The following is a 12476-nucleotide window of genomic DNA, read 5'->3' on the forward strand; positions in this document are numbered from 1 at the left end:
ACGGCAGGCGTGGTCGGCGCGCTAGCTGTTGCGCACCCAGGTCTTCCAGGCGATCCACAGCTTGCGCAGCGGCGTCAGCGCGATACGCTGGTTCAGCACCTGGAACTGGCTGGCTTCCAGTTCATCGAGCAGCGCGTGATAGATCGCGCCCATCAGCAGGCCGGCGCGCTGGGCGCGGCGGTCCTGCCGGGGCAGCAGCGCCAGCGCCTCATGGTACAGCGCGCGCGCGCGGCCGGCGTGGTATTGCATCAGAGCGACAAAGCGCTCGGAATGCTCGCCCTTGAGGATCTCGGATGCCGGCACCTGGAATTGCTGCAGCGTATTGACCGGCAGGTAGATGCGCCCGCGCCGGGCGTCTTCGCCGACATCGCGCAGGATATTGACTAGTTGCAGCGACTGGCCAAGTTTTTCGGCGAAGACCAGCGTCTGCGGATCGGTGTAGCCGAAGAGGCGCGCACTGAGCGTGCCGACCACGCCGGCGACGCAGTGGCAGTAGCGCGCCAGGCCGGCCTCGTCCAGGTAGCGGGTCTGAGTCAGGTCCATCTCCATGCCTTCCAGCACCTCGGCCATCTCGGCCTGGCTCAGGCCGGCGCTGGCGACGTGCGGCTGCAAGGCCTGGGTGGTGGGATGGGTGGGCGCGCCGTCGAACAGGCGGCGCAGCTCGGCGCGCCACCAGTCGAGCTGCTGGTGCGCCAGGGCGGCGTCATGGGTGTCGTCGACCACGTCGTCGACTTCGCGGCACCAGGCGTACAGCGCGGTGATGGCGCGGCGGCGCTCGGCCGGCAGGAACAGGAAGCTGTAGTAGAAGCTCGAGCCGCTCTGGGCGACTTTCTCTTGGCAATACTGATCGGGCGTCACGCCGGTCTCGGGTCGAAGATTGGGGGATGCGGGGCGGGCCGATGCGCAAAAACCGCGACGCAGCCGCAGCGGCGCGCCGGATTGTAGCATCGGCGGGCGGGCTGCCCCGGTGCGCGCTGGCGCAGTTCGCCGGCCAAGATGGCAACTGAGGCTTCCTTCCAGCCGTTTCGTCGCCTGCCGTTTGACGCACCCCGAGGCGGTCGTTATATTACTGACCGGAAAGTTATTTATTGCCCCTCGCCGGCTTCCGGCCCGTCCGTTCAGCCCACCGACAGCCCGCCACGTGGCGCGGCGCGGACGGCCGCTGCGACCGGCCAGCGTCCCGTTGTGCCCATCCGACTTGTTGCCTACCGATGCCAGTGCGTTGCCAAGTGCCGGAAGTTGCGGCCGCAGATACCCCCGTCCTCATGACGCCGCACCGGCAGGCCAGGCGCGCCGCGCGTGGCATGGCCGCGGCGGCGCTGTCGCTGGCCGGTGCGCTGGTACTGGGCGGCTGCGGCAAGCCGCCGGAGCCCGCGCCGGAGATCCGCCCGGTGCGCATGATGCAGCTCAGCCCCCACAGCGGCAAGACTGCCTTCGAGTTTTCCGGCGACGTGCGCCCGCGCGTGGAGTCGCGGCTGGGGTTCCGTGTCGGCGGCAAGATCGCCGCGCGGCTGGTGGATGTCGGGGCGGTGGTCAGCAAGGGCCAGCCGCTGGCGCGCCTGGATCCGACCGACCTGTCGCTGGCCGAAGCCGGTTCGCGCGCGCAGTTCGAGGCCGCCCAGACCGACCGCGACCTCGCCGCGGCCGACCTGAAGCGCTACAACGACCTGTTCGCCAAGGGCTTTATCAGCGCTGCCGAGCAGCATCGGCGCCAGGCCAGTTTCGATGCCGCCGAAGCGCGGCTGCGCCAGGCGCAGGCGGGGCTGCGCAGCCAGTCCAACCAGACTGCCTATGCCGTGCTGCATGCCGACGCTGACGGCGTGGTCACCGCCATCGACGCCGAGGTGGGCCAGGTGGTGACCCCCGGCCAGCCGGTGGTGCGGGTGGCGCAAACGGCCGAGAAGGAAGTGGCGATCGGCCTGCCCGAGGACCAGGTCGGCCTGCTGCGCGGCCTGACCGACGTCACCGTCCATACCTGGGCCGCGCCGCAGCGCGCGCTGCCCGGCCGCGTGCGCGAGATTTCCGCCGCGGCCGACCCGGTCACGCGCACCTATGCCACCCGCGTGAGCGTGCCCAATCCGCCCGCTGACCTCAAGCTCGGCATGACCGCGGTGGTGACCTTCGTGCGCACCGGCGCGGCGACGGCGATCCGGGTGCCGCTGACCGCGTTGCTGCAAGATCACGGGCGCGACCAGGTCTGGGTCTACGACACCGCGTCCGGCACGGTGAAGCCGGTGGCGGTGACACTGGGGGATGCCATCGGCAACGAGATCGAGGTGCGACAGGGCCTGGCGCCGGGCCAGACCATCGTCACCGCGGGCGTGCACCTGCTGCGCCCCGGGCAGAAGGTGCGCCCCCTGCAGACGGTTACGCCGGCCTCGGCAGCGGCCGCCACCCCGAAGCAGGGGTGAGTGGATGGATCATTCCCGCTTCAACCTGTCGCGCTGGGCGCTCGAACACCAGCCGCTGACCCGCTACCTGCTGGTGGTGCTGCTGCTCGGCGGCCTGCTGGCGTTCTTCCAGCTGGGGCAAGACGAGGACCCGCCGTTTACCTTCCGCGTGATGGTGGTGCAGGCCTTCTGGCCCGGGGCCACTGCCGAGCAGATCGCGGTCCAGGTCACCGACAAGATCGAGCGCCAGCTGCAGGAAGTGCCCTATGCGGACAAGATCCGCAGTTTCTCCAAGCCGGGCGAGACCACGGTGATCTTCCAGCTCAAGGACACCTCACCCGCCAGGGAAACCGCGCAGGTCTGGTACACCGTGCGCAAGAAGATCGGCGACATCCAGCAGACCCTGCCGGCCGGCGTGCGCGGGCCGTATTTCAACGACGAGTTCGGCGACGTGTACGGCACCATCTACGCGCTCTCGGCCGACGGCTTCAATTACAAGGAACTGCGCGAATACGCCGACCTGGTGCGCCAGGAGCTGCTGCGCGTGCCGTCGGTGGCCAAGGTGTCGCTGATCGGCCTGCAGGACGAGAAGGTCTACATCGAGTTCAACCAGGCGCGCTTTGCCCAGCTGGGGCTGGACCTCAACGCCATCGCCGACCAGATTGCGCAGCAGAACAACCTGACCGGCAGCGGCGTGCTGGTGACGCCGAGCGACAACCTGCAGGTGCGCCTGTCGGGCCAGTTCGCCAGCGTCGAAGACCTGGAGAACCTGGTGCTGCGCGGGCCCAACGGCATCGCCAATATCCGCCTGGGCGACATCGCCCACGTCTACCGCGGCTATGTCGACCCGACCCAGGCGCGCATGCGCTTCAACGGCAAGGACGTGATCGGCCTGGGCATTTCGATGCAGAAGGGCGGCGACATCATCGAGCTGGGCAAGAACCTGCGCAGCGTCTTCGAGCGGCTGCGCGGCCAGCTGCCGGTGGGCATCGAGATGGACCAGGTGCAGGACCAGCCCGAGGCGGTGCAGCGCTCGGTGGGCGAGTTCGTGCGGGTGCTGATCGAGGCGGTGGTGATCGTGCTCGCGGTGAGCTTTGTCTCGCTCGGCCTGCATACGCGGCCGCTGCGGCTAGATGTGCGGCCGGGGCTGGTGGTGGCGCTGACCATCCCGCTGGTGCTGGCGGTGACGTTCCTGTTCATGAACATCTTCGGCATCGGCCTGCACAAGATTTCGCTGGGCGCGCTGATCGTGGCGCTGGGGCTGCTGGTCGACGACGCCATCATCGCGGTCGAGATGATGGTGCGCAAGCTGGAAGAGGGCTTCTCCAAGATGGAGGCCGCCACCTTCGCCTATACCTCGACGGCGATGCCGATGCTGACCGGCACGCTGATCACCGCGGCCGGTTTCCTGCCGGTGGGGCTGGCGCGCTCGACGGTGGGCGAGTACACCTTCGCCATCTTCGCGGTGACGGCGCTGGCGCTGGTGCTGTCATGGCTGGCCGCTGTCTATTTCACGCCTTACCTGGGCTACCTGTTGCTCAAGAGCCGCGGCCCCGGTGCGGGCGAGGTCCACGAGGTCTTCGACACGCCGTTCTACGCGCGCTTCCGCCGGCTGGTGGACTGGTGCGTCACCTGGCGCAAGCTGGTGATCGCGATCACGCTGGTGGCGTTCGGGCTGGGGCTCTACGCCTTCAAGTTCGTCGAGAAGCAGTTCTTTCCGGATTCGAGCCGCCCGGAGCTGATGGTGGAGCTGTGGATGCCAGAGGGCACCAGCTTTGCGCAGATGGAAACCGAAGCGAAGCGCTTCGAGCAACGGATCGGCAAGGACCAGCAGGTCGCCAGCCTGACCACCTTCGTCGGCACCGGCGCGCCGCGCTTCTACCTGCCGCTGGACCAGATTTTCCCGCAGAGCAACGTGGCGCAGGTGATCGTGATGCCGGCCAGCACCGCAGTGCGCGACGCGCTGCGCCGCCGCATCATCCAGCTGCTCGATGCCGAGTTTCCGTACCTGCGCGGACGCGTCAAGCTGCTGCCCAACGGGCCGCCGGTGGCCTATCCGGTGCAGTTCCGCGTGATCGGGCCGGACGCCGCCGGCGTGCGCCGGCTGGCCGACCAGGTCAAGGCCGAGATGCGCGCCAATCCCAACACCGTCGGCGTCAACGACAACTGGAACGAGAACGTCAAGATGCTGCGCCTGGAAATCGACCAGGACAAGGCGCGTGCACTGGGCGTGACCACCCAGGCCATCGCCCGCGTCACGCAGACCGTGCTGAGCGGCGTGCCGGTGGGACAGTACCGTGACGGCGACAAGCTGATCGACATCCTGATGCGCACGCCGCGCAACGAGCGCGACGCGATCTCGGACCTGAACAACCTGCTGGTGCCGACCAACGCCGGGCGCGTGGTGCCGCTGACGCAGGTGGCGCGCGTGGCGCTGCGCTCCGAGCCCGGCGTGGTCTGGCGCGAGAACCGCGACTTCGGCGTGACCGTGCAGGCCGACGTAGTCGACGGCATCCAGGGGCCGACCGTCACCGCGCAGATCAATCCGAAGCTGGACACGCTGCGCGCGCAATTGCCGCCGGGCTACCGCATCACCGTCGCGGGCGCGGAAGAAGAAAGCGGCAAGGCCGGGGCTTCCATCGCGGCGCAGCTGCCGCTGTGCATTTTCATCATCTTCACGCTGCTGATGTTGCAGCTGCACAGCTTCTCGCGCGCGGCCATGGTGTTCCTGACCGGCCCGCTGGGGCTGATCGGTGCCGCGGCCACGCTGTTGCTGCTGCGCGCGCCGATGGGGTTTGTGGCGCAGCTGGGCATTACCGCGCTGCTGGGCATGATCATCCGCAACTCGGTGATCCTGGTCGACCAGATCGAGCAGGATATCCGCGCCGGCGTGCCGCCATGGACCGCCATCGTCGAAGCCGCGGTGCGCCGCTTCCGCCCGATCATCCTCACCGCCGCCGCCGCCGTACTGGCGATGATCCCGCTGTCGCGCTCGATGTTCTGGGGGCCGATGGCAGTGGCCATCATGGGCGGGCTGATCATCGCCACCGTGCTGACGCTGCTGTTCCTGCCGGCGCTGTACGCGGCGTGGTTCCGCGTCAGGCGGCCGGAAGGCGGACCGGGCGCCGTGGCCGTATAACGACCGGCGCCATGGTCCTGCGCCACTGCAACAGGCCTGCGCCTAGTTGCAGATCGTGCCGGGAACAGGTTTGCCGGAGGCCGTCAGCCCCTGGCAGGCATCGCCGCTGGCCAGGCTGGTGTCCGAAGCCGAGCCCGGCGACAGCCGCAGCTTGCCGGCCACGGTGCAGCATCCGCGCGGCGGTGGCGGGGCGGGGCTGCGTTTGACGGTGGTGCCGGTCAGGGTAGAAGGCGCGCTGGGGACTACCGAGGTATGCGGGACCGGCGTGACTTCCGCCCCGGAGACGGTCGCGGCAGCGGCGGCGCCGGCCTTCGGCGGCCCGCCGGCCTCGGCCGACTCTTCCACTTCGGGATAGACGCATTGCCCCTGGTGGCAGATCCGCTCACCTTTGCACTGCATGTCGTACTGGCATCCGGCGGCCTGTGCGAGCGATGTCCAGCCAGCGGCCATCGACGCTGCCAACAGCAAGGCAGGGAATTTCATATGCCCTCCGATCAGGGCTGAGGTGATGACGCTGGAAGCCACGCGCGCAGCGCGCAGCGCAACTCCAACATCTTCAGCATAGATCGCCGCAAGGGTCCGCGAAAGGCGGCTTCCCTCAGGTGTTCTACCACCTGCTGCAAGCGCCGCGAACGCGCGCGTCATCACTGCGATACGCAGCCGAATGCCGCATGGCCGATCGAACTCGGAAGGGGGAAGGGGCAAGGGGGAAGGTTGTCAGCCCGCCACTTGACAGGCGGGTGGTGCGAGGGAGGGGACTCGAACCCCTACACCATTGCTGGCGTCAGGACCTAAACCTGGTGCGTCTACCAATTTCGCCACCCTCGCGGTCCTTGCGGCGCTGCCCGGACGGGCGGCCGCGATGCTCGTTGCAGGACATGAAAGCAAAAAGGCGGCTGGAATTGCCCGCCTTTGCCCGCTTTGTTGCTGGCGACACCGGCTGCCGGACGTGGTGTCGGCAAGGCTTGCGCCCGCAGTGCAACGAGGCTGCGGATTGTAGCGCAAGGCGCGGGGGGAATCCAGCCCCGGGGTGCCGGGCCGCCCGCGGCTGGCCCGTGCGGCTATATTGTCGGCTTTGCAGATGTTCGTCACCCGCCCATGATTGCCGTTCCGACCCTTACCCCGCTGCGCTGGCGCCTGCTGTTCTGGGCTTGCGCCGCGACCGTGCTGGCGCTTTCGCTGATGCCGCCGACGCAGCCGCTGCCGACCACCGGCTGGGACAAGGCCAACCATATGCTGGGTTTTGCGGTGCTGGGCGTGCTGGGCGGGCGTGCCTACGCCGGGCGCGGCTGGCCGCTGTGGCTGGGGCTGATCGCGTATGGCGGCCTGATCGAACTGCTGCAAGGGCAGACCGGCTACCGCGAGGCCGACTGGCTCGACCTGCTTGCCGACAGCGTCGGCGTGGCTGCGGCCATGGCGCTGGACTGGCTGGTGCGCCGGCTCAGTGCTCCTCGGCTTCGAGCGTGAACCCGGCGCCGTCGTCCTGCCCGAGCAGGTCGACCAGCACGGGCATGGCCTGCTGCAGCGATTCCTGCAGCCGCCACGGCGGATTGACGATGAACATGCCGCTGCCGTGCAGGCCCAGCCCGCCCTCGACCGGGCGCTTGACCGTCAGGGTCACGTGCAGCCAGCTCTTGAGGGGCAGGCCCTGCAATTGCTCCGGCAGCTGCACCGCTTCGCGCCGCTGCACCTGCGGGTACCAGACCGCGTAGACGCCGGTGGCAAAACGCTCCAGCCCGTCGCGCACGGTCTGCACGGTGCGCGCGTAGTCCTGCTTGTCTTCGTAAGAGGGATCGACCAGCACCAGCGCGCGCCGCGGCGGCGGGGGCAGGATGGCCTTGATGCCACCGAAGCCGTCGCCGTCGTACAGCATGACGCGCCGCCCGGCGCCGCGGAAATTGTCGCGCAACACCTGGATCTCGGTGCTGTGTAACTCGAACAGCCGCAGCCGGTCGTGCTCGCGCAGCATCTGCCAGGCCAGCCAGGGCGAGCCGGGGTAGTGGCGCAGGTTGCCGTCCGGGTTGAGCGCGCGCACCTGATCCAGGTATTCGTCCAGCATCGCCGGCAGCGCGGTGCCGCTGGCGGCGGCGCGCCACAGCGGCGCGATGCCGGTCTCGAACTCTGCCTTCTTCTGCGCGTAGGCGTGGTCCAGTGCATAGAGGCCGGCGCCGGCATGGGTGTCGATATACCAGAACGCCTTGTCCTTCTGCGTCAGGTGCTCGAGCAGTTGCACCACGACGGCGTGCTTGAGGACATCGGCATGATTGCCGGCATGGAAGGCGTGACGATAGCTGAGCATGTGGAGCGGGGCGCCGTGGCGGCGCAAAACGGGGCAGACGGCGACGTCCGCGAGAAGGCCGCTATGCTACCATCCGCCGCCAGTTGCTCTTCCTGGCCCCTCCCACGCCCCGGTGCTCCGTCACGGGCAATCTGCTTCAGAATTTCCTGTCCCATGCCGCGCGCACTAGAGCCCGCCGAGCCCATCCTGTCTGCCCAGGGCACGCCGTATTCGCCCCGCTACGACGACGTCTACCACAGCACCGAAGGCGGCCTGGCGCAGGCCGCCCATGTCTTCCTCGGCGGCAATGGCTTGCCGGGCGCGTGGGCCGGACAACGGCAGTTCGTCATCGTCGAGACCGGCTTCGGCCAGGGGCTGAATTTCCTGGCGACCTGGCAGGCATGGCGCGACGATCCGCAGCGCTGCGGCACGCTGCATTTCGTCTCGATCGAAAAGCATCCATTTACGCGCGCCGGGCTGGCGCAACTGCATGCCGGCCTGGATGGGCTGCAGCCGCTGGCGCAGGCGCTGCAGGCGCAATGGCCGTTGGCGCTGCCGGGTCTGCACCGGCTGGCGTTCGACCAGGGCCGCGTGGTGCTGACGCTGGCGCTGGGCGATGCCGAGGCCATGCTGCCGCGGCTGGTCGCCGGTGCCGATGCCTTCTACCTGGACGGCTTCTCCCCGGCGCGCAATGCCGAAATGTGGTCGGCGCCGGTGTTCCGCGGCCTGGCGCGGCTGGCGCGTCCAGGTGCCACGCTGGCGACGTATACCGCCGCGGGCTTCGTGCGGCGCGGGCTGAAGGAAGTCGGCTTCGAAGTCAGCAAAGTGCCCGGCTTTGGCGGCAAGCGCCACATGACGGTGGCACGCTTTCGCCCGCAATGGAAATTGCGTCGCCATGCGCCGCCGCTGCCGGCGCAATGGCCCGAGCGCCATGCCATCGTGGTCGGCGCCGGCCTGGCGGGCTGCGCCATGACCGAGCGGCTGGCCGCGCGCGGCTGGCGCGTAACCCTGTTCGACGGCCACGAGGGACCGGCGCGGCAGACTTCGGCGCATCGCGCCGCGGCCATGCATGCGCACGTGTCGGCCGACGACAGCCTGCTGTCGCGGCTGTCGCGCGCCGGCAACCAGTACGCGCTGCGCGCCTGGGCGGCGCTGGCCGAGGCCGGCCATCCGGTCGGCTGGCACGGCTGCGGCGTGCTGCAGATCGGCGAGGACGAGGCCGACGGCGAGGCCCAGCGCGCGGCGCTGGCGGCAATGGGCTTGCCGCAAGATTTCGTGCGCTGGATGAGCGCGGCGGAGGCGGCCGCGACGCACCACGCCGGCGTGCCGCGCGGCGGCCTGTGGTTTCCGCAAGGCGGGTGGGTCGCGCCGCCGGACATCTGCGCGGCGCAGCTGGCGCGCGCCGGCGCTGCGGTCACGGCGCGCTTCGGCTGCCGGGTCGGCGCGATCGCGCGCGTCGAGGGGCAATGGCAGGCGCTCGGGCAGGACGGCGCCGTGCTGGCCTCGGCGCCGGTGCTGGTGCTGGCCAATGCACACGAGGCCCAGCAACTGCTGCCACAGCGGCACTGGATCCTGCGGCGCGTGCGCGGGCAGCTGACCACGCTGGCGCCGGCGCAGCTCGATGCCCTCGGCGGCTGGCCCGATTGCGTGGTGACCGGCGCGGGGTACCTGCTGCCGCGTGCCGACGACGGCAGCGGCCGCGTCGGCTCCAGCTATGACGACGACACCGGCCCGCTGGTCGAGCAGCCCGCGGTGCACGCCGCCAACCTGGCACGGCTGGCCGGACTGCTGCCGGACCAGGCCGACGCGGTGGCCGCCATCGATCCGGCGGCCGTGTCGGGCTATGTCGGCGTGCGCACCGTGACGCACAACCGGCTGCCGCTGATCGGGCCGGTGCCCGACGAGGCCGCCGCCGCGGCGCAGGCGGCGTCGCTGCGCGGCGCCCACCTGCGCGACTTGCCGCGCCTGCCCGGGCTCTACGCGGCCCTTGCCTATGCCTCGCGCGGCCTCACCTGGGCAGCGCTGGGCGCGGAACTGCTGGCCAGCCAGATCGAAGGCGAGCCACTGCCGCTGGAGTCGGACCTGGCCGATGCGGTGGATCCGGCACGCCTGCTGCTGCGCGCGCTGCGCCATGGGCAGGCAGCGTAGCGCGGCGCACCAGGCTGCAGGGTTGCGGCGCGTTCCGGGCAAAATCTGCCGGAAGCGAATCAAAACCGTGCGATAATCCTCGTTTTCCGTTTGCGCGGAGCTTTCCGTTCGCCGGTGCGCTGCCCGGCCGTCCTGTGGTGACGGCGACGTGGCAGTAAAGCGGACGGTACGCGTACAAGACGGCAGCACCTACGAACACAACTACATTTCTGGATTGGATCTACGACCATGTCGAACGTGATTGAGAACCTCGGCAAGCTGGACCGCAAGGTGACCCTGGCCATCCCCAAGGCCGAAGTGGAAAAGGAAAAGCAGGAGCGCCTGGTTCGCCTGTCGAAGACCGTGAAGATGTCGGGCTTCCGTCCGGGCAAGGTGCCGATGAAGATGGTCGAGAAGCAGTACGGCCAGCAGGTCGAGTTCGAGGTGCGCTTCGACAAGGCCGCGCGCAAGTTCTTCGACCTCACCAAGGAACAGGACGTCAAGGTTGCCGGCCAGCCCAAGTTCGAGATCAAGAACGAAGGCGTGGGCGAGGATGAAGTGGCGTTCGACGCCACCTTCGAGGTGTACCCCGAAGTGACCATCGGCGACCTGTCGGCTGCCGAAGTCACCCGCACCAGCACCGAGATCACCGACGCCGAAGTCGACAAGACCATCGACATCCTGCGCAAGCAGCGCGTGCACTACCACGCCCGCGGCGAAGCCGGCGAGCATGGCGACGGCGGTGCCGACGTCACCGCCCAGAACGGCGACCGCGTCACGCTGGACTTCGTCGGCAAGATCGACGGCGAAGAGTTCCCCGGCGGCAAGGCCGAAGACTTCCCGTTCGTGCTGGGCGAAGGCCGCATGCTGCCCGAGTTCGAGCAGGCCGCGCTGGGCCTGAAGGTCGGCGAAAGCAAGACCTTCCCGCTGGCCTTCCCGGCCGACTACCACGGCAAGGAAGTGGCCGGCAAGACCGCCGAGTTCACCGTGACCCTGAAGAAGATCGAGTGGGCCCACCTGCCGGAAGTGAACGAAGCCTTCGCCAAGTCGCTGGGCATCGCCGACGGCAGCGTCGACAAGATGCGCGCCGACATCCGCGAAAACCTGGAGCGTGAAGTCAAGCGCCGCACGCATTCGATGCTGAAGGACCAGGTCATGGAAGCGCTGCTGAAGGCGAGCGAGCTGGACGTGCCCAAGGCGCTGATCGAGCAGGACCAGGAGCGCCTGGTCGAAATGGCCCGCCGCGACCTGGAACAGCGTGGCATGCCCAACGCCAAGGACATGCCGATCCCGGCCGAGATGTTCGCGCAGCAGGCCGAGCGCCGCGTCAAGCTGGGCCTGATCCTGGCCGAGATCGTCAAGGCCAACGGCCTGGAAGCCAAGGCCGACCAGATCAAGGCCGAGATCGAGGACTTCGCCAAGAGCTACGAAGACCCGAAGGAAGTCATGCGCTGGTACTACGGCGACCAGCAGCGCCTGGCCGAAATGGAAGCCTACGTGCTCGAAAACAACGTGGTAAATTTCGTGTGCGACAAGGCCAAGGTCACCGACAAGAAGGTGTCCTTCGAGGAACTCACCGCCGAAGGCAACCCGCAGCAAGCCTGAGGCCGGAAGTGACCGGCCGCCCCGCGCCACGGTGCGGGGCCCGGACTTCCCGAGTTACCCGGATTGCCTTGCGATCCGATGAATCCATGGAGAACATGCATGACCCGCAATGATTTGCTTGACCGTCTCGCCACCACGCAGGCTTCGGCACTGGAAACCCAGGGCCTGGGGCTGGTGCCGATGGTCGTCGAGCAGTCCGGCCGGGGCGAGCGCGCCTATGACATTTACTCGCGCCTGCTGAAGGAGCGCGTGGTGTTCATGGTGGGCGAGGTCAACGACCAGACCGCCAACCTGGTGGTGGCACAGCTGCTGTTCCTGGAAAGCGAGAACCCCGACAAGGACGTGTCGCTGTACATCAACTCGCCGGGCGGTTCGGTATCGGCGGGGCTGGCCATCTACGACACCATGCAGTTCATCAAGCCGGACGTGTCCACGCTGTGCATGGGCATGGCGGCCAGCATGGGCGCCTTCCTGCTGGCGGCCGGCGCCAAGGGCAAGCGTTCGGCGCTGCCCAACTCGCGCATCATGATCCACCAGCCGCTGGGCGGCGCGCGCGGCCAGGCCTCGGACATCGAGATCCAGGCGCGCGAGATCCTGTACCTGCGCGAGCGGCTCAACACCATCCTGTCGGAAGTGACGGGCCAGCCGGTCGAGAAGATTGCGCGCGATACCGATCGCGACAACTTCATGAGCGGCGACCAGGCGGTCGACTACGGTCTGATCGACAAGGTCCTCGCCCGTCGCGGCTGATGCCGCGGGCCGCCGTGGCGCATTCCGCGGCGGCGGCCGGCCACGCTGGCTTGGGTCCAAATGGCGAAGGCTACACCGGAACGAGGCCCCGTGCCTCGTTTTTTGCATCAGGACCCATGAAACGGGTGCCTGGCCCCACAGCCGGGGGGAACCGCCGGTAGTGCCAATTGTTTTGGCGTATGATGCG

General features: G+C 68.6%; 9 protein-coding genes and 1 tRNA gene. 6 read left to right on the plus strand and 4 right to left on the minus strand.

All coding sequences use genetic code 11. The annotated features are described in order from the left end of the window. Positions 1–21: 21 nt before the first annotated feature. Positions 22–858 (minus strand): presqualene diphosphate synthase HpnD, encoded by an 837-nt coding sequence (gene hpnD / locus ACOCMH_RS23295; RefSeq protein WP_171514660.1) that lies wholly within the window; start codon positions 856–858, stop codon positions 22–24. Positions 859–1211: 353 nt separating this feature from the next. Here hpnD and ACOCMH_RS23300 point away from each other — a divergent pair, with 353 nt between their 5' ends. Together ACOCMH_RS23300 and ACOCMH_RS23305 are read left to right on the plus strand one after the other, a co-directional pair. Then, on the plus strand, positions 1212–2411 hold the full coding sequence (locus ACOCMH_RS23300; protein WP_427313215.1) for an efflux RND transporter periplasmic adaptor subunit: 1200 nt from the start codon (positions 1212–1214) through the stop codon (positions 2409–2411). A gap of 4 nt (positions 2412–2415) precedes the next feature. Continuing rightward, positions 2416–5529, plus strand: coding sequence for an efflux RND transporter permease subunit (locus ACOCMH_RS23305; RefSeq protein ID WP_427313216.1), 3114 nt, complete (start codon positions 2416–2418; stop codon positions 5527–5529). A 42-nt stretch (positions 5530–5571) separates the two neighbouring features. Here the strand turns inward: ACOCMH_RS23305 and ACOCMH_RS23310 are convergent, their stop codons facing one another. Together ACOCMH_RS23310 and ACOCMH_RS23315 are read right to left on the minus strand one after the other, a co-directional pair. Further along, complete coding sequence (locus ACOCMH_RS23310; RefSeq protein ID WP_427313217.1) at positions 5572–6012, minus strand: hypothetical protein; 441 nt, start codon at positions 6010–6012, stop codon at positions 5572–5574. A gap of 258 nt (positions 6013–6270) precedes the next feature. Beyond that, positions 6271–6357 (minus strand) — tRNA-Leu (locus tag ACOCMH_RS23315). Positions 6358–6627: 270 nt separating this feature from the next. On the opposite strand from ACOCMH_RS23315, the gene ACOCMH_RS23320 reads away from it, so the two are divergent. Next, complete coding sequence (locus tag ACOCMH_RS23320) at positions 6628–6996, plus strand: VanZ family protein (RefSeq protein WP_427313218.1); 369 nt, start codon at positions 6628–6630, stop codon at positions 6994–6996. Here the strand turns inward: ACOCMH_RS23320 and ACOCMH_RS23325 are convergent. After that, complete coding sequence (locus tag ACOCMH_RS23325) at positions 6971–7828, minus strand: 23S rRNA (adenine(2030)-N(6))-methyltransferase RlmJ (protein WP_427313219.1); 858 nt, start codon at positions 7826–7828, stop codon at positions 6971–6973. The two genes, ACOCMH_RS23320 and ACOCMH_RS23325, sit on opposite strands and share 26 nt — an antisense overlap. A 153-nt stretch (positions 7829–7981) precedes the next feature. Here ACOCMH_RS23325 and mnmC point away from each other — a divergent pair, with 153 nt between their 5' ends. The 3 genes from mnmC (at position 7982) to clpP (ending at position 12289) form a co-directional block, all read left to right on the plus strand. Beyond that, a complete protein-coding gene (gene mnmC, locus ACOCMH_RS23330) occupies positions 7982–9955 on the plus strand; it encodes a bifunctional tRNA (5-methylaminomethyl-2-thiouridine)(34)-methyltransferase MnmD/FAD-dependent 5-carboxymethylaminomethyl-2-thiouridine(34) oxidoreductase MnmC (protein WP_427313220.1) in 1974 nt (657 codons plus the stop codon). A gap of 228 nt (positions 9956–10183) precedes the next feature. Further along, positions 10184–11539, plus strand: a complete 1356-nt coding sequence (gene tig / locus ACOCMH_RS23335) for a trigger factor (protein WP_171514653.1) — start codon at positions 10184–10186, stop codon at positions 11537–11539. A gap of 99 nt (positions 11540–11638) precedes the next feature. After that, a complete protein-coding gene (gene clpP, locus ACOCMH_RS23340; RefSeq protein WP_011615108.1) occupies positions 11639–12289 on the plus strand; it encodes an ATP-dependent Clp endopeptidase proteolytic subunit ClpP in 651 nt (216 codons plus the stop codon). The last annotated feature ends 187 nt before the right edge of the window (positions 12290–12476 follow it).

Source organism: Cupriavidus sp. H39 (genome assembly GCF_050271075.1).
Lineage (GTDB): Bacteria > Pseudomonadota > Gammaproteobacteria > Burkholderiales > Burkholderiaceae > Cupriavidus > Cupriavidus necator_B.

Excerpts from the sequence above, each read along its gene's own strand:
- ACOCMH_RS23300 (WP_427313215.1), top strand. The coding sequence starts at position 1,212 with ATGCCAGTGCGTTGCCAAGTGCCGGAAGTTGCGGCCGCAGATACCCCC.
- ACOCMH_RS23305 (WP_427313216.1), top strand. The coding sequence starts at position 2,416 with ATGGATCATTCCCGCTTCAACCTGTCGCGCTGGGCGCTCGAACACCAG.
- ACOCMH_RS23310 (WP_427313217.1), bottom strand. The coding sequence starts at position 6,012 with ATGAAATTCCCTGCCTTGCTGTTGGCAGCGTCGATGGCCGCTGGCTGG.
- ACOCMH_RS23320 (WP_427313218.1), top strand. The coding sequence starts at position 6,628 with ATGATTGCCGTTCCGACCCTTACCCCGCTGCGCTGGCGCCTGCTGTTC.
- ACOCMH_RS23325 (WP_427313219.1), bottom strand. The coding sequence starts at position 7,828 with ATGCTCAGCTATCGTCACGCCTTCCATGCCGGCAATCATGCCGATGTC.
- mnmC (WP_427313220.1), top strand. The coding sequence starts at position 7,982 with ATGCCGCGCGCACTAGAGCCCGCCGAGCCCATCCTGTCTGCCCAGGGC.
- tig (WP_171514653.1), top strand. The coding sequence starts at position 10,184 with ATGTCGAACGTGATTGAGAACCTCGGCAAGCTGGACCGCAAGGTGACC.
- clpP (WP_011615108.1), top strand. The coding sequence starts at position 11,639 with ATGACCCGCAATGATTTGCTTGACCGTCTCGCCACCACGCAGGCTTCG.